This window comes from Variovorax paradoxus, from assembly GCF_009498455.1.
Taxonomy (GTDB): Bacteria; Pseudomonadota; Gammaproteobacteria; order Burkholderiales; family Burkholderiaceae_C; genus Variovorax; species Variovorax paradoxus_H.
Window position 1 is genome coordinate 1,965,391 of record NZ_CP045644.1, and the last position, 21,300, is coordinate 1,986,690.

General features: G+C 67.5%; 19 protein-coding genes. 7 read left to right on the forward strand and 12 right to left on the reverse strand.

The window, feature by feature from the left end; translation table 11 throughout:
* Positions 1 to 13 precede the first annotated feature (13 nt).
* The 5 genes from GFK26_RS08935 to GFK26_RS08955 form a co-directional block, all read right to left on the reverse strand.
* Positions 14 to 1,345 carry an ABC transporter substrate-binding protein gene (locus GFK26_RS08935; RefSeq protein WP_153281675.1) on the reverse strand — a complete coding sequence of 444 codons (1,332 nt, stop codon included), beginning with the start codon at positions 1,343 to 1,345 and terminating at the stop codon, positions 14 to 16.
* Positions 1,346 to 1,422: 77 nt separating this feature from the next.
* On the reverse strand, positions 1,423 to 2,487 hold the full coding sequence (locus GFK26_RS08940; RefSeq protein ID WP_099793743.1) for a branched-chain amino acid ABC transporter permease: 1,065 nt from the start codon (positions 2,485 to 2,487) through the stop codon (positions 1,423 to 1,425).
* A gap of 1 nt (position 2,488) precedes the next feature.
* The gene (locus GFK26_RS08945; protein ID WP_153281676.1) at positions 2,489 to 3,418 is read right to left on the reverse strand and encodes a branched-chain amino acid ABC transporter permease; all 930 of its coding nucleotides are present in this window, start codon (positions 3,416 to 3,418) and stop codon (positions 2,489 to 2,491) included.
* Between the two features lie 149 nt (positions 3,419 to 3,567).
* Positions 3,568 to 4,353, reverse strand: a complete 786-nt coding sequence (locus GFK26_RS08950; RefSeq protein ID WP_099793739.1) for an ABC transporter ATP-binding protein — start codon at positions 4,351 to 4,353, stop codon at positions 3,568 to 3,570.
* Positions 4,350 to 6,314: an AMP-dependent synthetase/ligase gene (locus GFK26_RS08955; protein WP_153281677.1), complete on the reverse strand. Its 1,965-nt coding sequence runs from the start codon at positions 6,312 to 6,314 to the stop codon at positions 4,350 to 4,352. The genes GFK26_RS08950 and GFK26_RS08955 overlap by 4 nt, the downstream gene beginning before the upstream one ends.
* 84 nt (positions 6,315 to 6,398) lie before the next feature.
* Here GFK26_RS08955 and GFK26_RS08960 point away from each other — a divergent pair, with 84 nt between their 5' ends.
* The 4 genes from GFK26_RS08960 to GFK26_RS08975 are packed head-to-tail and all read left to right on the forward strand — an operon-like array spanning position 6,399 to position 8,766.
* Positions 6,399 to 7,163, forward strand: coding sequence for a Crp/Fnr family transcriptional regulator (locus GFK26_RS08960; protein ID WP_153281678.1), 765 nt, complete (start codon positions 6,399 to 6,401; stop codon positions 7,161 to 7,163).
* Positions 7,164 to 7,174: 11 nt separating this feature from the next.
* Positions 7,175 to 7,654: a hypothetical protein gene (locus GFK26_RS08965; RefSeq protein WP_153281679.1), complete on the forward strand. Its 480-nt coding sequence runs from the start codon at positions 7,175 to 7,177 to the stop codon at positions 7,652 to 7,654.
* Between the two features lie 58 nt (positions 7,655 to 7,712).
* Positions 7,713 to 8,486, forward strand: a complete 774-nt coding sequence (locus tag GFK26_RS08970; protein ID WP_153281680.1) for an SDR family NAD(P)-dependent oxidoreductase — start codon at positions 7,713 to 7,715, stop codon at positions 8,484 to 8,486.
* A gap of 22 nt (positions 8,487 to 8,508) precedes the next feature.
* Positions 8,509 to 8,766, forward strand: a complete 258-nt coding sequence (locus GFK26_RS08975) for a hypothetical protein (protein ID WP_153281681.1) — start codon at positions 8,509 to 8,511, stop codon at positions 8,764 to 8,766.
* 132 nt (positions 8,767 to 8,898) lie between these two features.
* Here GFK26_RS08975 and GFK26_RS08980 read toward each other — a convergent pair whose 3' ends face one another.
* On the reverse strand, positions 8,899 to 9,888 hold the full coding sequence (locus GFK26_RS08980) for a Bug family tripartite tricarboxylate transporter substrate binding protein (RefSeq protein WP_194274055.1): 990 nt from the start codon (positions 9,886 to 9,888) through the stop codon (positions 8,899 to 8,901).
* A gap of 208 nt (positions 9,889 to 10,096) precedes the next feature.
* Between GFK26_RS08980 and GFK26_RS08985 the strand changes: the two genes are divergently transcribed.
* Both GFK26_RS08985 and GFK26_RS08990 read left to right on the forward strand, forming a co-directional pair.
* The gene (locus GFK26_RS08985) at positions 10,097 to 10,474 is read left to right on the forward strand and encodes a VOC family protein (RefSeq protein ID WP_153281682.1); all 378 of its coding nucleotides are present in this window, start codon (positions 10,097 to 10,099) and stop codon (positions 10,472 to 10,474) included.
* Positions 10,475 to 10,575: 101 nt separating this feature from the next.
* Positions 10,576 to 13,125, forward strand: coding sequence for a hypothetical protein (locus tag GFK26_RS08990; protein WP_153281683.1), 2,550 nt, complete (start codon positions 10,576 to 10,578; stop codon positions 13,123 to 13,125).
* Between the two features lie 62 nt (positions 13,126 to 13,187).
* Here the strand turns inward: GFK26_RS08990 and GFK26_RS08995 are convergent, their stop codons facing one another.
* The 5 genes from GFK26_RS08995 to GFK26_RS09015 are packed head-to-tail and all read right to left on the reverse strand — an operon-like array spanning position 13,188 to position 20,188.
* Positions 13,188 to 13,769 (reverse strand): superoxide dismutase, encoded by a 582-nt coding sequence (locus tag GFK26_RS08995; protein WP_153281684.1) that lies wholly within the window; start codon positions 13,767 to 13,769, stop codon positions 13,188 to 13,190.
* A 54-nt stretch (positions 13,770 to 13,823) separates the two neighbouring features.
* Positions 13,824 to 14,486 carry a helix-turn-helix transcriptional regulator gene (locus tag GFK26_RS09000; protein WP_153281685.1) on the reverse strand — a complete coding sequence of 221 codons (663 nt, stop codon included), beginning with the start codon at positions 14,484 to 14,486 and terminating at the stop codon, positions 13,824 to 13,826.
* A gap of 35 nt (positions 14,487 to 14,521) precedes the next feature.
* Complete coding sequence (locus GFK26_RS09005; RefSeq protein WP_153281686.1) at positions 14,522 to 15,961, reverse strand: efflux transporter outer membrane subunit; 1,440 nt, start codon at positions 15,959 to 15,961, stop codon at positions 14,522 to 14,524.
* A gap of 13 nt (positions 15,962 to 15,974) precedes the next feature.
* Positions 15,975 to 19,085 (reverse strand): MexW/MexI family multidrug efflux RND transporter permease subunit, encoded by a 3,111-nt coding sequence (locus GFK26_RS09010; protein WP_153281687.1) that lies wholly within the window; start codon positions 19,083 to 19,085, stop codon positions 15,975 to 15,977.
* A complete protein-coding gene (locus GFK26_RS09015; RefSeq protein ID WP_153281688.1) occupies positions 19,082 to 20,188 on the reverse strand; it encodes an efflux RND transporter periplasmic adaptor subunit in 1,107 nt (368 codons plus the stop codon). The genes GFK26_RS09010 and GFK26_RS09015 overlap by 4 nt, the downstream gene beginning before the upstream one ends.
* Before the next feature lie 286 nt (positions 20,189 to 20,474).
* Here GFK26_RS09015 and GFK26_RS09020 point away from each other — a divergent pair, with 286 nt between their 5' ends.
* On the forward strand, positions 20,475 to 20,801 hold the full coding sequence (locus tag GFK26_RS09020; protein ID WP_099793711.1) for an ArsR/SmtB family transcription factor: 327 nt from the start codon (positions 20,475 to 20,477) through the stop codon (positions 20,799 to 20,801).
* Positions 20,802 to 20,850: 49 nt separating this feature from the next.
* On the opposite strand, the gene GFK26_RS09025 is transcribed toward GFK26_RS09020, so the two are convergent.
* Positions 20,851 to 21,264: a DsrE family protein gene (locus GFK26_RS09025; protein WP_153281689.1), complete on the reverse strand. Its 414-nt coding sequence runs from the start codon at positions 21,262 to 21,264 to the stop codon at positions 20,851 to 20,853.
* Positions 21,265 to 21,300 lie beyond the last annotated feature (36 nt).

Below are 21,300 nucleotides of genomic sequence, written 5' to 3' on the forward strand. Positions count from 1 at the left end.
GAAGGTCAGTGCATCAGGATTGGCAGTCGGCCGCTTCGCGACGCGTGATCTTCTTTTCACCTGCGTACTTGTCGGCGGCAGCCTTCACCATCGGCTTGATGATCTGGCTGTCGGCCTCGTACCAATCAGACATGCCGCCCCACTTCGCGCCGTCCCAGGTGTGGACGCGCGCCCAGGTCGAGCCCATGTGGTCCTGGCACGAGGTGCTCACCGGACGCATCACGCCCGAGAAGCCCAGCGCGTCGAGCTTCTTCTGGTCGAGTGCGAGGTTTTCCATGCCCCAGCGCACCTGCTCGCCGGTCATGACCTTGCCCTTGCCGAAGCGCTCTTGCGCACGCTTGACGGCCTCGATGGTCAGCATCTGGATGATCACGCCGCGCGTGTACAGCACCGAGCCCACTTCGTCCTTCGGACCCGTGCCCTGGCCCTTGTCGTGCACCTGCTTCAGGATGTCCTGGATCACCTTCGGCTGCGTGCCCGAGGTGTTCAGCGCCAGCGCGTTGTAGCCCTTGGCGTTGGCACCGACGTCCTTCACATCGGGTTCGGCGCCGGCCCACCACACGCCGTACATCTTCTCGCGCGGGTAGCCCGTGGCCACGGCTTCCTTCAGGGCGGTGGAGTTCATCACGCCCCAGCCCCACAGCAGCACGAAGTCAGGACGCGACTGGCGCACCTGCAGCCAGGCCGACTTCTGTTCCACGCCGGGCGCGGTCACAGGAATGAGCGACAGCTCGAAGCCGTTCTGCTTGGCGCGCTCCTGCAGCAGCGGAATCGGTTCCTTGCCGAACGGCGAGTCGTGGTACACGAGGGCAATCTTCTTGCCCTTGAGCTTGTCCATGCCGCCTTCTTTTTTGCCGATGTGCTGGATCAGGATGTCGGCCGCGGTCCAGTAGGAGCCCATGAGCGGGAAGTTCCACTTGAACACGCCGCCGTCTTGCGAGGCCGAGAGGCCGTAGCCCAGCGTGATGAGCGGGATCTTGTCGGTGGGCACCTTGTCGGTCAGTGCAAAGGTGATGCCGGTGGCCTGCGGATCGAACAGCGCGACGCCCGGGCGGCCCTTCAGGCGCTCGTAGCACTCCACGCCCTTGTCGGTCGCGTAGCCGGTTTCGCATTCTTCGTAGGCGATCTTCACGCCATTCATGCCGCCGGTGGCGTTGACGTACTTGATGTAGTCCTGCTTGCCGTTGGCCCAAGGCGTGCCGTTGGGCGCGTAGGGGCCGGTGCGGTAGACCAGCAGCGGGAAGAACTGTTCCTTGGCCTGCGCCTGGACCAGCGACGGCGCCAGCGCCGTGCCCAGGGTGGTGACCACCAGGGCGGCGGTCAGAGCGAGCGATTTCAGTGTCATGCCTGTCTCCTTTTGTGGGCACCTCGGTGCCGGTTTTTACGTGCGAACGAACGGGAACTCTTGCAATGCGTTGTCTGTCAGTGCGGGAAGGGCCACAGCCGCAGCTTTTCCTTGGCCGTGGACCACAGCCGCGCCAGGCCGTGCGGCTCGACGATCAGGAAGAACACGATCAGCGCGCCGAAGATCATGGTCTCCAGGTGCGAGGCCAGTGCGGTCGAGATCGAGAAGCCCAGCCAGCCCGGCAGCTGGTTCAAAAAGAGCGGCAGCAGCACGATGAAGGCGGCGCCGAAGAAGCTGCCCATGATCGAGCCGAGCCCGCCGATGATCACCATGAACAGCAGCTGGAACGAGCGGTCGATGCTGAACGCCGCCGGCTCCCACGCACCCAGGTGAATGAAGCCCCACAGCGCGCCGGCCACGCCGACGATGAAGCTGCTCACCGCAAAGGCCGTGAGCTTGGCGTACACCGGGCGGATGCCGATCACCGCGGCGGCCACGTCCATGTCGCGCATCGCCATCCACTCGCGGCCGATGGCGCTGCGCACCAGGTTCTTGGCGAGCAGTGCGAACACCACCACGAAGATCAGGCAGAACAAATACTTCTGCACCGGCGATTCGATCGGCACGCCGAACACGTTCAAACCCGCCACGCTCACCGAACCCGACGACGAGTTGTTAGTGAACCACTGGATGCGCAAGAACGCCCAGTCGGTGAAGAACTGCGCGGCCAGCGTGGCCACCGCGAGGTACAGGCCCTTGATGCGCAGGCTCGGAATGCCGAACAGCACGCCGATCACCGTCGCGCACAGCCCGCCCAGCAGCAGCGAGGCAATGAGCGGCATGCCGTCGATGCGCACCTGGAAGTTGTAGGCCGCATACGCGCCCACCGCCATGAAGGCGCCGGTGCCCAGCGAAATCTGGCCGCAGTAGCCGACCAGGATGTTCAGGCCGAGTGCCGCGAGCGACAGGATCAGAAAGGGCGTGAGGATGGCGCGCATCCAGTAGTCGGACACGCCCATCGGCACCACGACGAACGCCACGAGCAGCAGCACGAGGATCGCGATGCGGTCCTGCGCGATCGGGAAGATCTGTTGGTCGGCGCGGTAGCTCGACTTGAACTGGCCGTTTTCTCTGTAGAACATGTCAGACCCGATCGATGATCTTTTCGCCGAACAGCCCTTGGGGCCGCACGAGCAGGAAGACCAGTGCAAGAACATAAGCAAACCAGATCTCGATGCCGCCACCGAGCATGGGGCCGAGATAGATTTCAGACAGCTTCTCGCCGACGCCGATCAACAGGCCGCCGATGATGGCGCCGGGGATCGAGGTCAGCCCGCCGAGGATCACCACCGGCAGCGCCTTCAGCGCCACCAGCGAGAGCGAGAACTGCACGCCGAGCTTGGAGCCCCAGATGATCCCGGCCACCAGGGCCGAGAAGCCGGCCACCGACCACACGATCACCCAGATGCGCGACAGCGGAATGCCGATCGATTGCGCGGCCTGGTGGTCGTCGGCCACTGCGCGCAGCGCGCGGCCCGTGGCGGTCTTCTGGAAGAAGATGGCCAGTACCACCACCAGCGCGGCCGACACCGCCGCGGCTGCCAGGTCTTCCTGGCTCAGCAGCAGGCCACCGGGGAAGGTGCCTTCAAGCACCATCAGCGGTTCCTTGGGCATGCCCACGTCGATCTTGTAGATGTCGTTGCCGAAGATCGTCTGGCCCACGCCGTCGAGAAAGTAGGCGATGCCCAGCGTGGCCATCAGGAGCGTGATGCCTTCCTGGTTCACCAGCTTGCTCAGCGCCAGCCGCTCGATGAGCCAGGCCACGACGATCATCACCGCCATGGCCGCGATGAAGGCCAGGATGTTCGCGAGCAGCAGACTTTCGAAGCCGAACCACAGCGGGAACCACTCGGCAAAGCGCGCCATGGCCAAGGCTGCGAACAGCACCATCGCGCCTTGTGCGAAGTTGAAGACGCCCGAGGCCTTGTAGATCAGCACGAAGCCGATCGCGATGAGCGAATACAGCATGCCGACCATGAGGCCGCCGAAGAGGGTTTCGAGGAAAAAGCCCATGGTCAATGTCTCTCTTGTTTTTCTCCCTCCCCGCTGGGGAGGGTTGGGGTGGGGCAGGCGGCGTATCCACTGGGCGCTCTGCGTGCCCCCATCCCAGCCTTCCCCAGAGGGGGAAGGAGCAATGCTTCATGGCGATGATCGGCATGGCGTCAGTGCTCCACACCCAGATACGCCCGGATCACGTCTTCGTTGTTGCGCACTTCGTCCGGCGTGCCGTCGCCGATCTTCTTGCCGTAGTCCAGCACCACCACGCGGTCGGAGATGTCCATCACCACGCCCATGTCGTGCTCGATGAGCACGATGGTCGCGCCGAACTCGTCGTTCACGTCGAGGATGAAGCGGCTCATGTCCTGCTTCTCTTCGACGTTCATGCCGGCCATGGGCTCGTCGAGCAAAAGCACCTGCGGTTCCATCGCGAGCGCGCGGCCGAGGTCGACGCGCTTTTGCAGACCGTAGGGCAGGCGGCCCACCGGCGTCTTGCGGTGCGCCTGGATTTCCAGGAAGTCGATGATGTGCTCGACGAACTCGCGGTGCTGCAACTCTTCGCGTTCGGCCGGGCCCCAGCGCAGCGCTTGCGCGAGCAAGCCGCTCTTCATCTTGAGGTTGCGCCCCGTCATGATGTTGTCGAGCACGCTCATGCCCTTGAACAGCGCCAGGTTCTGGAAGGTGCGCGCCACGCCCATCTCGGCCACCTGGCGCGAGTTCATGTGCTTGAAGGTCTGGCCGCGGAAGGTGATGGAGCCCTGCTGCGGCCAGTACACGCCGTTGATGCAGTTCAGCATCGAGCTCTTGCCCGCGCCGTTGGGGCCGATGATGGCCCGCACCTCGTGCTCGCGCACGTTGAAGCTGATGTCGGTCAGCGCCTTCACGCCGCCGAAGCTCAGGCTGATGTTCTGGACGTCGAGGATGACCTCGCCAATCTTTCGGTTGCTCATGCGGCGGCCTTCACGATGGGGAAGGTCTTGGCTTCGGTGATCTTCAGCGTGGCGCTGACAACCCCCGTGCGTCCGTCCTCGAACTTGACCTGGGTCTCGATGTACTGCTCGGCCTTGCCGCCGTAGAGCGCGTCGACCAGCACGGCGTACTTTTCGGCGATGAAGCCGCGGCGCACCTTGCGCGTGCGGGTCAGCTCGTCGTCGTCGGGGTCGAGCTCCTTGTGCAGCACGAGGAAGCGCGCGATCTGCGTCTCGCCCATGCCGTCTTCGGCCGCGAGGTCGGCGTTGACCTTGCCGATGCACTCGGCGATGAGTGCCAGCACCTCGGGCTTGCCGGCCAGGTCGACATAGCCGCCATAGGCCAGGCCGCGGCGCTCGGCCCAGTTGCCGACCGCCTCGAAGTCGATGTTGATGGCGGCGCAGACCTCGTCGCGGGCGTTGCCGAAGCACACGGCTTCCTTGATCTGCGGGAAGAACTTGAGCTTGTTCTCGATGTAGTTGGGCGCAAAGATCGCGCCGCTCACGAGCCGGCCCACGTCCTTCGCGCGATCGATGATGCGCAGGTGGCCTTCGCTGTCGAGCACGCCAGCGTCGCCGGTGTGGAAGTAGCCGTTGGCGTCGAGCACCTCGGCCGTGGCGTCGGGGCGCTTGTAGTACTCCTTGAGCACCGACACGCCGCGCACCAGCACCTCGCCGTCTTCGGCGATCTTGAGTTCGATGCCCGGTGCCGCCGTGCCCACGGTCTGCAGCTTGACCTTGCCGTCCTGCTGCAGGCACACGTAGGCGCAGGTTTCGGTCTGGCCGTAGAACTGCTTGAGGTTCACGCCGATCGAGCGGTAGAAGCGGAACAGGTCGGGCCCGATGGCCGCGCCGGCCGTGTAGGCCACGCGGATGCGGCTCATGCCCAGCACGTTGCGCAGCGGGCCGTAGATCAGCAGGTTGCCCAGGCTGTACATGACCCGGTCGCCCGTGCTCACCGGCGCGCCGTTGAGGATGTCGGCGCCCACGCGCTGTGCCAGCGCCATGAACTTCGCATACAGCCAGCGCTTGGGCGCGGCCGCGTCTTCCATGCGGATCGACACGGCCGTGAGCAAACCTTCGAAGGTGCGCGGCGGGCCGAAGTAGTAGCTCGGGCCGATCTCGCGCATGTCGTTCATCACCGTCTCGGCCGACTCGGGGCAGTTGAGCGTGAAGCCGCCCACCAGCCACTGCGCCACCGAGAACAGGTGGTCGCCCACCCACGCCATCGGCAGGTAGCTCATGATGTTGTCGCCGGGGCCGAGCTTGTCGGTCTCGACGCCGCCGCGGCCCGCCGCGATGAAGCTGGCGTGCGTCTGGCACACGCCCTTGGGACGGCCGGTGGTGCCCGAGGTGTAGAGGATCACGCCGACATCGGCCGCCTCGCCGCTGGCCACGGCGCGGTCGTAATACCCGGCGTTGGCCTTGTCGAAGGCCCGGCCCAGCTCGCGCAGCTGCTCGTAGCCCATGAGCCCCGGCTGCTCGTAGTGGCGCAGGCCCTTGGGGTCGTCGTAGATGATGTGGCGGATGCCCTGCTGCTGGCCTTCCTGCCCTTGCTGCAGCTCGCGGCACTCGAGCAGCTTGTCGACCTGCTCCTGGTCTTCGACGATCACGAACTCGATGCTGGCGTCGTTCAGCATGAAGACCATCTCGCCGGCGACCGCGTCCTGGTACAGCGGCACGGGCACGCCGCGCAGGCTTTGCGCGGCGAGCACCGCCATGTACAGGTGCGGCCGGTTGGCACCGACGATCGCAAGGTTGTCGAAGGCCTTGAAGCCAAGGCTTGCCAGACCGCAGGCCATCTCGCGCACTTCTTGCGCCACGGCGTTCCAGGTCCAGGTTTGCCAGATGCCAAGGTCTTTTTCGCGCACGGCGGGGGCCTCGGGACGGGCCTCGGCATGCGCGAGCAGCAGACGGGGGAAGGTGGGGGCGGTGGTTTGCACAGTGGCCGGATCGTAGGTCCCACTTTGACGCCCGGTTGTCGTTCCAACGACAATCCTAGGGACACTACTCCCCGGAGTTTCCCGATGCCTCCTGGCAACCTCAACCCGCAGAACGTGCTCGGCGGTTCCATCAAGGACCGCGTGCGCCCCGCGAATGCCAATGAACTCGATGGCATTCCGTGGCTGCCCACGCTCACGCCGACCGAGCGCCGCCGCGCCGAGGCCACGCTCGTGGTCGGCGAGGCCGAGCCCGGCGACCTGGTGTGCCGCGTCGGCCGCTCGCCCACCTACTGGTTCGGCGTGGTCGAGGGCCTCTTGAAGATGAGCAACGACAACGCCGACGGCGGCTCGGTCACCTACACCGGCGTGCCGCCCGGCGGCTGGTTCGGCGAAGGCACGGTGATGAAGCGCGAGCCCTACCGCTACAACATCCAGGCGCTGCGCCGCAGCCTCGTGGCGGGGCTGCCGATCGAGAGCTTCCACTGGCTGCTCGACCATTCCATCGGCTTCAACCGCTTCGTGATGAACCAGCTCAACGAGCGGCTCGGGCAGTTCATCGCGGCGCTGGAAATCGACCGCCTCAACAACCCCGACGCGCGCGTGGCGCGCAACCTCGTGTCGCTGTTCAACCCCGTGCTCTACCCCGGCGTGGGCGAGGTCTTGCGCATCACGCAGCAGGAGCTGGCGTATCTTGTCGGCCTGTCGCGCCAGCGCGTGAACGAGGCGCTCAATGCGCTGTCGGCACAGGGGCTGATCCGCGTGGAGTACGGTGGCCTGCGCGTGCTCGACCTGCCGGGCCTGCGCGCCACCGCGATGTCCAGCCGCAAGAACAACAGCACCTCGAACTGAAAGATAAAAACATGGCTCTCTCCGACCACCTGCAGATCGTGCCCGCCGACGCACAGGCGAGCTTTCTGCCGCCGCAGCAGCAACAGGCCACGCAGGCCCGCAACGAGGAAGACGACGGCCCGACGCTCGAAGAAGCCATCGACCGCGCCGAGGCCTTGGGCGAACAGATCGACGCGCTCAACGAGATCCTGGCGCGCCCGCTGAAAGACATCCTTGCCGACCGCGAAAAGTCCGAGGAAGCCGCACTGGCCTGGGACCGCTTCGGCGCGATGTGGATGCTGTCGCAGCGCGCCATGCGCCGCGTCGCGCTCGACCTGGCGGCGCAACTCGGCGTGAGCGAGGAAGAAGTCGTCGCGCGCGCCATGGCGAACGCCAACGCGGTGCTCAACGGCGCGGACGAAGTCGACCTCGGCGGCAGCATCGCACCGGCGCAGCTGCAGCACATCGCGCGCCACCGCAACTTCCTGCGCAGCCAGTTCCGTACCGGCTGATGCACGCGGCCTTTCGATATCCCTTAGCCTTGCGGCCTTCTCCTGCCCCCACACACCCATGACCACCTCCGCCCCTTCCCACCTCACCGTCATCACCGGCGCCTCGCGCGGCCTGGGCCGTGCCATGGCCGAACAGCTGCTGCAGGCCGGCCACGCGGTGCTCGGCATTGCGCGCAAGCCATCGCCCGAACTCGCCGAAGCGGCGAAGGGCGCCAGCGCCGAACTGACGCAATGGGAGCAGGACCTGTCCGACCCCGTGGCCGCCGCGGCGCGCCTGTCGGACTGGCTCCAGACGCTGGACGGCCAGCGCTTCGACAGCGTCACGCTCATCAACAACGCCGGCACCGTCGGCAACCCCGCGCCACTGTCGCGCGCCGTGCCGGCCGAACTGGCACAGGCCCTGCGCATCGGCCTCGAAGCGCCGATGCTGCTCACGGCCGCTTTTCTCGGTGCCACGCGCGAATGGCGCGGCGCACGCAAGGTGCTGAACATCTCGTCGGGCCTGGGCCGCAACGCCCTGGGCAGCCAGGCGCCGTACTGCGCGGCCAAGGCCGGCATGGACCATTTCTCGCGCGCCGTGGCGCTCGAAGAAGCCCATGCACCGAACGGCGCGCGCATCGTGTCGCTGGCACCCGGCATCATCGACACCGACATGCAGGTGCAGCTGCGCGGCGCGTCGGCCGAACAGTTTCCGGACCGCACGCGCTTCGTGAGCATGAAGGAAGAAGGCCGGCTCGACAGCCCCCAGGGCGCCGCAGGCAAGGTGCTCGCCTACCTGGCACGTGCCGACTTCGGCGCCAACCCCGTGGCCGACGTGCGCGACCCGGCCTGAGCACCGAAGACAGAAGCACATCATGGCCACCGCAAAGTCCATCGACACCGTCGAATACAAGCTCTTCCCGTCACCGAGGAACGTGCACCGCATCGTCTTCGAGCACCAGGTCTTCGTGCCCTACCCGTACGCGCTGATCGTGATGGACGAGTTCTATTTCAAGGGCCGCTACAGCCTGTTCTCGGCCTGCCGCATGAGCGACGGGAAGATGGGGCAGGTCGCGACGTTCGAGGATGCGGCGGACGTGGAGATCTTCAATACGAAGTTCGTGCCGGATTGAGCGCGCGGGAGTTTCTCCCTCCCCGCTGGGGAGGGTTGGGGTGGGGCACGACGGCCTCCTGAACAGCGCGGCGCTTCGTCGGAGGCCTGCCCCCATCCCCACCTTCCCCCAGAGGGGGAAGGGGCAAGAGTCTTACTCGATCGTCGCCCCCGAGGCCTGCACGATCCCCTTCCACTTCTCATAGTCCGTCTTCAGCAGCGCACCGAACTGCTCCGGCGTCATGCTCTGCGGCTCCGCGCCCTGCGCAATGATGGCCGCCTTCATCTCGGGCGTGGCCAGCAGCTTGTTGACCGCCGCGTTCAGCGTGGTGACGATGTCCTTGGGCGTGCCGGCCGGCACGAAGACGCCGTACCAGGTGCTCACGTCGAAGTCCTTGTAGCCCAGCTCGGCCACGGTGGGCGTGTCGGGCAGCGAGGTGCTGCGCTTGGCCGAGGTGACCGCCAGCGGTCGCAGCTTGCCGGCCTTGATCTGCGCCAGTGCCGAAGGCACCGACGACACCATCAGGTCGACGTTGCCCGCGAGCACGTCCATCATGGCCGCGTTGGAGCCCTTGTAGGGCACGTGGCGCATCTTGATCTTGGCGGCGCCGTTGAAGATCTCGCCGGCCAAGTGGATGGTGGTGCCATTGCCGGGCGAGCCGTAGGTGACGGTGTCGGGCGCGGCGCGCGCGGCCTTCACCACGTCGTCGAGCGTCTTGAACTTCGAGTTGGCCTGCGTGACGATCACCACGGGCGTGTAGGCCACGTGGGCCACGGCCGTGAGGTCCTTCACCGGGTTGTAGCTGAGGCTCTTGTAGAGCCAGGGCGCGACGACCATGTTGTCCTTCTGGCCCATCACGATGTCGTAGCCCGTGGGCGCGGCGCGCGCCGCCTCGGCGATGCCGATGGTGCCGCCGGCGCCGCCGCGGTTGTCGGGCACCACGGTCCAGTGGTTGGCCTCGGTGAGCTTCTGCGCGACCAGGCGCGCCAGGATGTCGGTGCCGCCGCCGGGCGGGAAGGGCACGACCATGCGGATGGGCTTGGCGGGGTAGGCGGCGGTCTGGGCCTGCGCGGCCACGGTGCCAAAGGCCAGGGGGAGTGCGAGCACGAGGGCCAGCGAGCGGGTGAGTTTTCTTCGGATCATGGGTTTGTCTCTCTCGGTCTGAGCGGATCGGGGGGCGGCAGTGTCGGTGGAGGTCTTTCGACCTCACTGCACCCACGGTGCAGTGTGCCGGAAGGGGCATCGCCCCATTTTCGTGGTTTGCGATGGGCCCCGTATCGGACGGCGCCGACTTGACAGGGCCATCTTGGCGCCGAAGATGAAATGTCCATTCCCCCCACAGGAGACACCCATGCTCGGAAACATCGATGCAGTGGCGAATCTCGCGGTGAAAGACATGACCGTGGCGCGCCGTTTCTACGAAGACACCCTGGGCCTTGCGCAGGTGGATGCCGAAGGCGACGAGGTCATCGTGTACCGAAGCGGCAACACGCGCATCCAGGTGTACCGCTCGTCGTTCGCAGGCACGAACCAGGCCACGGCCGTGAGCTGGCAGGTCGGCGCGGACATCGGGCGCCTCGTCGCCGCGCTCAAGGCCAAGGGCGTGCGCTTCGAGCACTACGACATGCCCGACACGAAGCGCGAAGGCGACCTCCATGTCGCGGACGGCATGAAGATGGCGTGGTTCAAGGACCCGGACGGGAACATCCTGCACCTGATCGGCGGCTGAGGCACTGGCCGTCCGGCATCCCTCGTTTGGGGGAAGCCAAAGGCGGCGCGCTGCGGACAATCCCTCCTGCCATGCACCCGCGTGGCATGAGGAGTCACCCCATGCGCGCATCGTCGCCCGACCCGTCAACGCCCGCGCGCCCCGAGCGCGTCGCGGTCATCGCCATCCACGGCGTGGCCGACCAGAAGGCCGGCGACACGGCCCGCGCCATCGCCTCGCTGATGCTCAACAATCCCGGCCCTGGCGCGACCTACCGCCAGGCCGACTGCGACACCCACCTGCTGCCGGTGCCGCCGCTGACATCGATGGTGCAGCAGCGCACGGGCCATCCGAAGTCAACGGAAGGCGGTGCCGCGCAGAAGGCCTACGTGCCGCCCGTGCGCAAGGCGATGCGGCAGTCGAAGACCTCCGACTTCAGCGCCGACGACTGGATCTCGACCGCCGAGTCCGAGGACGCGGGCGTGGTGCGCGCCGCCAAGGGGCGCGGGCCGCTCACGCCGCGCGAGCTGAAGAAGAGCAACCCCGACATCGCCTTCAGCGACTACCTGCTGTTCAAGTCGCAGCGCGCCGAGCCCGACCACGAAGCCTACGAGGCCACGCGCGTGCGCATGACGCGCGACGCCACCGATGCCAACGGCCAGCCGGTGCAGCAGCGCATCGACGTGCACGAGATGTACTGGGCCGACCTGTCGCGCCTGCCGGGCTCGGTGGCGCGCATCGTCGCCGAGCTGTTCACCATCGTGTTCCGCCTCTCGCAGCTGGGCCGCGATGCGGTCGACCGCGCGGCCGAAGCAGCCGGCGTCAACAGGAAGCCCCGGCCGCCGGGCGCGCGGCGCTGGGCTTGCCTGGCGTCGCTGCAGACGGCGCTCGACTGGGCGTTTGCGAACCTGCTGGCGAATCTCTTTCTGCAGCTGCTGCTCATCGGGCTGGTGATCGCGGGGCTCGGCGGCCTGGCGCGGGCGGAGGCCGCGTCAGGTGCCGAGCTTCTGCGCCGAGTGCTGGCCGTGGTCGTGCCGGTGCTGGCGTTCTGGTGGTACGGCTACCAGGCGCGCCCCGGGGTTTCGGGGCGCATCGTCGTGGGCCTGTATGCCTTGCTCGCGGGGTGGCTCCTGTGGGCGCAACTGCCCGCGCACTGGGTGGTCGGCATGACCTGGCTGGCACTGCTCGCCGCGTTGGCCGACCGCGCCTTGCGCATCGCACGCGACCGCTTTCCGGCAGCACGCACCTGGGGCCTGGGCCTCATGGCGCTGACCGCGGCGGCGCTGCTGCTGCACGTGGCAATCAACGCCGCGGCGGCAGGCGGCACGGACGACCTGCGCCACTGGGTGCGCGCCGGCATGCGCGTGGTCGAGTACCTGCTGCTGGGCGTCGTCGCGTGGTGGGGCGTGGCCGGCGTGCTGCTCATCGCCTGGCTCATCGCAGGGCAGACCGTGCCCGACCGCGATGCGGCCGCGTGCGCCAGCATCGCCACGGGTCGGCTCGGGCTCTTCGTGTCGGTGGCCGCGTTCGTGGCGCTGTCGATGGTGTTCTGGGCCGTGCTCACGAACGTCGTGGAGCTCGGCGCGAAGAACGTCGACTACGCGCCGTTCTGGTTCGGCAAGGGCATCTACTGGGCCGATGGCGCGAACTTCCTGCATGGCCGCTACGAGAAGAGCACGCAGGCCTTCGCCCTGACGGCGGGGCTCACGCTCTCGCTGCTGGCGTATCTCGTCGCGGTGCTGGTGCCCAGCCTGTTCGCGGAACTCAAGGTGGCCTTCGGGACCTCGGAGCGCCTGGGACACTGGCTCGGCGCGGGCTACCGGCGGCTCGACCGTTTCGTCACGATCCTCACGAGCGCCAGCGTGCTGGTCGCTTGCGCGGTCGCGCTGCTGCTGGTGCTCAAGCAATGCGGTGTCTCGGTCGGTGGGCGGATCGACGACGCCGTCATCTGGGTGTCGGCGCTGTCGCAGACCGGCCTCAAGCCGCTGATCTTCACCGCCGCCACGCTGACCGCTGCCGTCTCGCTGCTCGGCGGTTTCCTGTCGCGCACCGTGCCGGGCCTGCGCATGCCGCTCGATGTGGCGCTCGACGTCGACGGCCACTTCCGCGAGTTTCCGCGCCGCGCCATTCCGCGTGCGCGCATCTTCTCGCGCTATGTGTCGCTGCTGGAGCATGTGGCGGCGCAGGGCTACGACCGCATCGTGATCGTGGCCCACAGCCAGGGCACGGTGATCTCGACGGAGCTGCTGCGCTACCTGCAGTTCCGTGCCGAGCAGAAGGTCGACGCGCGCGTGACGGAACTCTGGGCGGCGTTGAACAAGAGCCGGCTGCTGCTGCTCACCGCCGGCTGCCCGCTGCGCCAGCTGTACGCGGCGCGCTTTCCGCACCTCTATGCGTGGGTGACGGCGGAAGACGCGAACGGCGGCGGGCCGAGCGCGGCCAAGGTCGGCGTGGACCGCTGGGTCAACCTGTACACGGCCGGCGACTACGTCGGGCGCTGGCTCTGGGGCGCCGACGACAAGTCGTACGCGCAGGTCAGCGTGGCGCCGGCCTGGTGCGCCACGGCCGAGCACGAGGCGTGCCTCGGCCGCGGCGCCCACACGCACTATTTCGACCTCGACCAGGCGCAGGTCGCGCGCTGGATCGACTGGATGGTGACGGCGCCGCGCTGAACCGACCGCCCACAAAAAAGCCGACCCGCAGGTCGGCTTCCTTCAGTGCGAGAACGCGGGCTTCAGCCGAAGTTCTTGGCCGCGAAGTCCCAGTTGACCAGCTTGGCCAGGAAGGTCTCGACGAACTTCGGGCGCATGTTGCGGTAGTCGATGTAGTACGCGTGCTCCCACACGTCGACCGTCAGCAGCGCGGTGTCGGCGGTGGTCAGCGGCGTGCCGGCAGCGCCGGTGTTCACGATGTCTACCGAGCCATCGGCCTTCTTCACGAGCCACGTCCAGCCCGAACCGAAGTTGCCCACGGCCGACTTCACGAAGGCTTCCTTGAAGGCGTCGTAGCTGCCCCACTTGGCATCGATGGCCTTGGCCAATGCGCCCGTCGGTGCGCCGCCTCCTTGCGGCTTCATGCAGTTCCAGAAGAAGGTGTGGTTCCAGATCTGGGCAGCGTTGTTGTAGATGCCGCCGCTGGACTTCTTGATGATCTCTTCGAGCGTCATCGCTTCGAACTCGGTGCCCTTTTGCAGGTTGTTCAGGTTCACCACGTAGGCGTTGTGGTGCTTGCCGTGGTGGAACTCGAGCGTTTCCTGCGAGTACTCGGGGGCCAGTGCGTCGATGGCGTACGGCAGCGGGGGAAGGGTGTGTTCCATGGTGGAGTCTTTCTTTCTAGTTGGTGGATAAAAACAAAAAGGTGCGTCGGCGTTTCAGGCGGCCTTGGGCACGACGCGGTAGGCGCAGCGCCGCGCGCCCGCGAGCACGTGCTCGACGCGGCTCACGTCGGCCTCGGGCCCCAGCACTTCGTTGAAGAGCTGCAGCTCGCTGCGGCAAAAGCCGGTGCAGGCCTGCGCCGCGGTGCAGATGGGGCAGTGGTTCTCGATGAAGAGAAAGCCCTCGCCCTCGGCCCGGTACTCGGCCATGTAGCCCTCGCGGCTGCGGATGTCCGCGAGCCGCTCGAGCCGCGTCTCGAGGTTGCGCGCGCCGCGCATGGCCTCGGTGTAGGTGGCGCGCATGGTGGCTTCGCGCGCGCCGATGAGCTGGTCCATGCCCTTCTCGCCGAACACGCTGATCACGGCGCTGATCATCTGCACCGTCATCTCGGCGTGCGTGTCGGGAAAGCGCCGGTGGCCCTCGCCGGTGAGCCGCCAGATCTGGGTCGGACGGCCGCGGCCGCTGGAGCGGCTCTCGGCGTCGACCAGCCCTTCGGTCTCGAGCTTGGCCATCTGCTGGCGCACCGCCTCGACCGTCACGTTCAGCACCTTGGCGATGTCGGGGATGCCGAGCGCGCCGCGGGTCTTCAGCGTGGAGAGGATGCGGTCTGCCGGCTGGTGCGGCATCCAGGTGGGCTTGGTGGCATCGGGGGCGGACATGGCAACTTCGGTCGTGGGGAAAAACAGTGTCATTGTCAGGTGGTTGGCACTCCCTTCGCATCCGTGGGCGCTTGCCACCCGCCGCCCAGTGCTTTGTAAAGCGCCACGAGGCTGGTGAACGAGGCCGTTTCGGCCTCGGCCACGGCGTCCTGCGCGCGCAGCAGGGTGCGCTGCGCATCGAGCACGCTCAGGTAGGGCGCGGCGCCTTCGCGGTAGCGCACCTGGGCCAGCTCGGCGGCACGGCCGCTGCGGGCCGAGGCCTCCAGCAGCCGCTGCAGGCGCAACTGGTTCTGGCCGTAGCCGGTGAGGGCGTTCTCCACGTCCTCGATGGCGCGCAGCACCGTCTGTTCGTAGACGGCGCGCTCGCCTTCGGCACGGGCTTCGGCGCCGCGCAGGCGGGCCTTGACCGAGCCCAGCCGCAGGCCGGGCCAACTCACGCCGGGCGTGACGCTGAAGGCGCGGCTCGACGCACTGCCCAGGTCCGACCCGCGCAAGGCGATGAACCCCAGGAACCCCCCGATATCGACGCGCGGATACAGCTCGGCCGTGGCAGCGCCCACGTCCGCGGTGCTGGCCGCCAGGCCGCGCTCGGCGCGCAGCACGTCGGGCCGGCGGCGCAGCAATTCGCCCAGGTCGCCGATGGGCAGGCGCTTGTCGAGCACGCGCAGCGCTTGCGGCTGCAGCATCGGCACCAGCTCGGCCGGACGCAGGCCCGCCAGCACGGCGACGCGGTAGGCGGCCTGGCGGCGCGCGGTTTCGAAGGCAGGCAGCTGGCTCTCAGTGCTGGCCAGATTGGCCTGCGCGCTCGCCAGGTCGCCTTCGAGGCCGCGCCCGGTCTGCACCTGCGCCTCGGTCACGCGCAGGCTCTGGCGCAGGCTGTCGAGCGTGCGCTGCGTCACGGCCAAGCGCTGCTCGGCGCCGCGCATCTCGTAGTAGTTACGCGCCAGTTCGGCCACGGCCACGATGCGCACCTGTTCGAGGTCGGCCGCGCTGGCCTGGGCGCGCGCGGTGGCGGCTTCGTCCAGGCGTTGCAGGCGGCCGAAGAGGTCGATCTCCCAGCCGGCGTCGAAGCCGGCGCGGCTGCTTTGCGCCAGCGTGCGCGCATCGGCCGGTACGCCGTTGCCTTGGGCGATGCTGCGCGTCTTGCTGGCGCCCAGCGTCACCACGGGCAGGCGGTCGAGTTCGGCCTCGGTCTGCATCGCGCGGGCTTCGAGCAGCCGGGCCTGCGCGATGCGGATGTCGTGGTTGCCGGCCAGTGCGCGTTCGATGAGCGCATCGAGCTGCGGGTCGTCGAGCTGGCGCCACCAGTCGCGCTGCACTGCGTCGGGCGCGAACAGCGCGCGCTCGGGGGCGGCGATGGCCACCGGCGCATCGTCCAGCGCGGCGTACTTCGGCCCGACCGCGCAACCGGCCAGCACCAGCACGCTGAGGGCGAACGGTGCGGCGTAAGAGAAAAGTCCTGTCGTCATGGTCATGCTCCCGGTGTCATCAGGCGGGGTCGCCGGCGGGCTCGCGCGCCACGAGCGCTTCGAGTTCGGCGGTGCGCGCCGAGCGGCCCACCGTGCGGTGGTCGCGCGCCAGCAGCGTGTACATCGTGGGCAGCACGAACAGCGTGAACAGCGTGCCCACCAGCATGCCGACCACGATCACCAGGCCGATGCTGAAGCGGCTGTTGGCGCCCGCGCCGCTCGCGAACAGCAGCGGCACCAGGCCCACCACCATCGCGGCCGTGGTCATCAAGATCGGGCGCAGCCGGATGCGCGCGGCCTGCTCGATGGCGGCGCGGCGGTCCAGGTTCTGGCGCTCCTGGATCTCGTTGGCGAACTCCACCATCAGGATGCCGTGCTTGCTGATGAGCCCGATGAGCGTCACCAGCCCGATCTGCGTGTAGATGTTGATGGTGGCAAAGCCCAGCGCCAGCGGCACCAGCGCACCGCAGATCGACATCGGCACGCTGATCAGGATGATCAGCGGGTCGCGCAGGCTCTCGTACTGCGCGGCCAGCACCAGGTAGATCACCACGATCGCGAACACGAAGGCCATCACCAGCGCCGAGCCTTCCTGCGTGAAATGGCGCGCGTCCGACTGCCAGTCGTAGCTGAAGCCGGCCGGCAGCTTCTTCGCCTCTTCGCTGAGGAACGCCACGGCGTCGCCCATGGTCACGCCCGGCATCGGAATGGCCTGGAAGGTCGAGGCATTGAGCTGGTTGAACTGCGTGAGCTTGTTGGGCCCCACGCTGGTCGACAGCGTCACCAGGTTGGCCAGCGGCACGGGCTGGCCGCTCGCGCTCTTCACGAAGTAGCGCGACATCGCCTCGGCCGTGAGCCGCTGGTCGCGCGGCGATTGCGGAATCACGTCGTACGAGCGGCCGTCCATGCCGAAGCGGTTGACGTAGTTCTCGCCCACCAGCACCGCCAGCGTGTCGCCGATGGCCTTCATGGTCACGCCCATGCTGTTGGCCTTGGCGCGGTCGACGCGCACTTCGGTCACGGGGTTGTTGAACTCCAGGTCGCTGTCGACCACGGCGAACTTGCCGCTTTCGCGCGCCGCCTTCTTCAGCGTTTCCATCGCCTCGAACACGGTGGCGTGGTCGCCCGCGCTGCGGATCACCATCTGCACCGGAAGCCCACCGGTCGAGCCGGGAAGCGACGGCAACTGAAAGGCGAACACGCTGCTGCCCTCGACCTCGTTCATGCCGCCCTGCACGTCGGCCTGGATCTGGTCGGCGTTGCGCTCGCGGTCTTTCCAGTCGGACAGCTGCACGCCGCCGATGCTGTTGGACACACCGTCCGAGCCGTTGATGAGCCAGCGGCCGGTGTTCTCGGGCAGCTTCGCCAGCACCGCGTCCCACGTCTGGCCGAACTTCTCGACGTAGTCGATGTTGGCGTGTTGCGGCGACTTGATGACGGTCATCACCATCGCCTGGTCTTCGCCGGGCGCCAGCTCGCGCTGCGCCGCGTTGTACAGAAAGGGCAGGCTCACGAGCACGGCCGCGGCCAACAGGCCCGTGACCCAGCGGTGGTGCAGCGACACGTCGAGCAGCCGGCCATACGCGGTGGCGAGCTTGTGGAAGAACGATTCCGCATAGCGCGCCATGCGGCCCGTCGTGGCGTCCTGCGGCAGCAGGAACGAGCTCATCACCGGCGACAGCGTGAGCGCGATCACGCCCGACACCACCACCGCGCCTGCGAGCGTGAAGGCGAACTCCTTGAAGAGCGAGCCCGTGAGCCCGCCCATGAGGCCGATGGGCGCGTACACCGCGGCCAGCGTGAGCGTCATCGCGATCACCGGGCCGGCCACTTCGCGTGCGCCGATCAGTGCGGCCTGCACGCGCGACTTGCCCTCTTCGATGTGGCGGTGCACGTTCTCCACCACCACGATGGCGTCGTCCACCACCAGGCCGATGGCCAGCACCATTGCCAGCAGCGTGAGCAGGTTGATGCTGAAGCCGAACAGCAGCATCAGCGCCGCCGCGCCCAGCATCGACAGCGGAATCGTCACCACCGGAATGAGCACCGCGCGCAGCGAGCCCAGGCACAGGAAGATCACCAGCACCACGATGGCGATGGCTTCGAGCAGCGTCTTCTGCACCTCGTCGATCGAGGCCTCGATGAAGCGCGCGAGTTCGAAGGGAAGCTGCACCTCCACACCCGGCGGCAGGTTCTGCTTGATGCCGGGCAGCAGGTCGCGGATGCGCTTCACGATCACCAGCGGGTTGCCGTTGGGCGCGGCCTGCAGGCCGAGGTAGATGGCCTTGTCGCCGTCCATCGTCGCGCTGCTGTCGGCGCTGGCCGCACCGAGTTCCACCGTGGCCACGTCGCCCAGCCGCACGATGGCTTCACTTCCACCGTCGGTCTGGCGCTTGATGACCATGTCGCGGAACTCGGCCACGTTCACCAGGTCGGTGTTCACGCGGATGTTCGACACCACGTACAGGCCCTTCACCTGCCCCGGTGCGGCCTGCACGTTGTTCTGGCGCAGCGCGTCGGCCAGCTCGCCGGCCGAGATGCCGCGCGCGGCCATGCGGTTGGCGTCGAGCCACACGCGCATCGCCAGCGTCTGCCCGCCCGACACCTCGACACCCGAGACGCCTTCGATCGACGCGAACTGCGGCTGCACCACGCGCGAGAGGTAATCGGTGAGCTGCGGCACGGCCATGGTCTTGCTCGAGAAGCCCACGTACGCCACCGCCGTGGCCTCGCCTGCCGACTTCAGGATCACCGGGTCGAAGGCCTCGGCCGGCAGCCGGTACTTCACCTGGCTGACCTGCGCCATCGCCTGCGTGAGCGCCTGGTTGGCGTCGGCGTTGAGCTTCATGCGCACGCTGATCACGCTGCGCCCGAGCGTGGACGACGACGAGAGGTAGTCGACGTTCTCGATGGTCGCCACCGCCTGCGCGATGGGCTGCGTGACGAAGCCCTGCATCAGCTCCGGCGAGGCGCCGGGGTACTGCGTGGTGATGGTGAGCGTGGTGCTTTCAGTCAGCGGGTACTGGCGCACCGGCAGGTCGCCCAGCGCGCGGGCGCCGAGCAGAAGAATGAGCGTGCTCACCACCAGCGCCAGCACGGGCCGGCGCACGAAGAGGTCGGTGAACTTCATGACTTCGGCTCCGTGAGGGCCAGCGTGTCCTTCGCGGCCGGCGCTACGGCGGCGCCGTTGTACAGGCGCAGCTGGCCCGAGGTGACGACCTGCTCGCCGGCCTTCAGGCCCTGCTCGACAACCACCAAGCCGTCTTGCCGCTCGCCGGTTTTCACGAACACCTGCTGCACCGAGTAGCCGTCGCCTTTGTCGCCAGCGCGCACCACGAACACCGAGTCGCCGTGCGTGCTGTAGGTGATGGCGGTTTCAGGCACGGCGATGGCGTCGGCGCGCGTGGGCAGCGCCACCTTGCCGTTGACGTACATGCCGGGTGTGAGTGCGCCGTCGGCGTTGTCGACCGTGGCCTGCAGCCGCACGGTGCGCGTGTCGCTGCCGATCATCGGTTCGATGGCGCTGAGCTTCGCGGGGAACACGCGGCCCGGGTAGGCATCGACCGCGAGCGCCACCGCCTGGTTGCGCTTGAGCGCCGGCAGCGCGGTCTCGGGCAGCGTGAGGTTGGCGAACAGCGTGCGGCTGTCGGTGAGCGACACCAGCGCATCGCCGGCGCGCACGAACTGGCCGAGGTTGACCTTGCGGATGCCCAGCACGCCGTCGAACGGCGCCTTGATGTGCTTCTGTTCGATGAGCGCCTGCACGCGCCGCAGCTCGCCGCTGGCCTGGTCGAAGGCGGCCTGCGCCTGTTCCATCTGCTCCTGCGTGGCGGCCTGCTGCGGCAGCAGGCGGCGCGTGCGGTCGAGCAAGGCCCTGGCATTGGCCTGCTGGGCGCGCAGGCGTTCGAGGTCGCCCTGCTCGGGCGCGTCGTTGAGCTGCACCAGCAGCTGGCCGGCACGCACCTGCGCGCCCGGCGTGAACAGGATCTTCGCGACCCGTCCCTCCACCTCGGCCGGCACCTCGACCTGCCGGTTGGCCTCCAGCGTGCCGATGCCGCTGAGGAAGCGCGCCATCTCGGTCTGCCGCGCGGGGGCCACCGCCACCTTGGCCGGGGGCATGGCGCCGCCCTGTGCATGGGCCGGCTGGAATTTCGCCACGAGCCCGTAGCCCGCCGCGCCCAGCACCGCGACCGTGAGACCGGCGCCGAGCCAGGTCCTGGATTGTTTGTTCATACGCAACCTGCTCTTTTATCAAAGAAAGTGCTTTGATTATTAGATCGCGTCCGAATGAAGTCGAGAACGACGTGGCAATGGCCTCGATAGAACAGGGCTATCTTTTGCAGCGCGTGCATGCGGGGTGCTCCGGTGGTGGCGCGGGGACATCCCCGCACCCCGAAGACGGACTGCTCGTCGCTTTTGTGACGCGGCGCCGCTGTGCAATCGCCGTGCGGCCGCCGGGACATCGCTCGCCGCGCCAGGCGCCGATGTACATTGCGACCTGCGCATGAACCTATTCAGCATGGCCACCAAACCCCGCAAGAAGTCCTCGGCTGTCACCGAGGACGAGGTCTTCGACATTGCCGCCGACCTGTTCCGGGCCATGGCCGCGCCCATGCGGCTGAAGATCGTGAGCCTGCTGTGCAACGGCGAGAAGAACGTGAGCGAGCTGCTCGCGCAGATCGACACCACGCAGCCCAACATGTCGCAGCACCTGAACACGCTCTACCAGGCGGGCGTGCTCGCACGACGCCGCGACGGCGTGAGCATCTACTACAGCATCGCGAACGAGACCGTGGTGGCGCTGTGCCGCAGCATCTGCGTGCAGATCGCCATCGAGCAGGAATAGGAAGAGAAGAAGGCCGGCGTCAGCCGGCTTCTTCTCTTCAGCGCTGCGTTCAGGGCTTCAGGTAGACGTAGCCTTCCTTCGCCTGCAGCCGCGCCACCTCGGCCACGCCCGAGGGCACCACCTTGGTTTCCATCAGCAGCTTGCCCGCGTCGATGTTGCGCGAGGTCAGCGTGTTGTTGCACACCTTGAACTCCACGCCGCGTCCGGCCAGTGCGCTCACCGGACCACTGAACTCGCGACCCTTGCTGTCCTTCGCGTCGCTCAGCAGGAAGTCGATGCCGGGGCCGTGCGTGACCACGACGATCTTCGCCTTCGGCTCCGCGTTCAGGTGGTTCGTGATGTTCGCGAGGATGGCGGCGCTGTTCTCCACGCCGGTGTTCACGTGGTAGACCACCTTGGTCTCCTGTGCGCCCGCGAACGTGGCGACCATGGCGAGCAGGAAGGCGATGAATGCGTGTCTCATGGGGAAACCCTCTGGCTGTTGTCGTTGCCCGCAAAA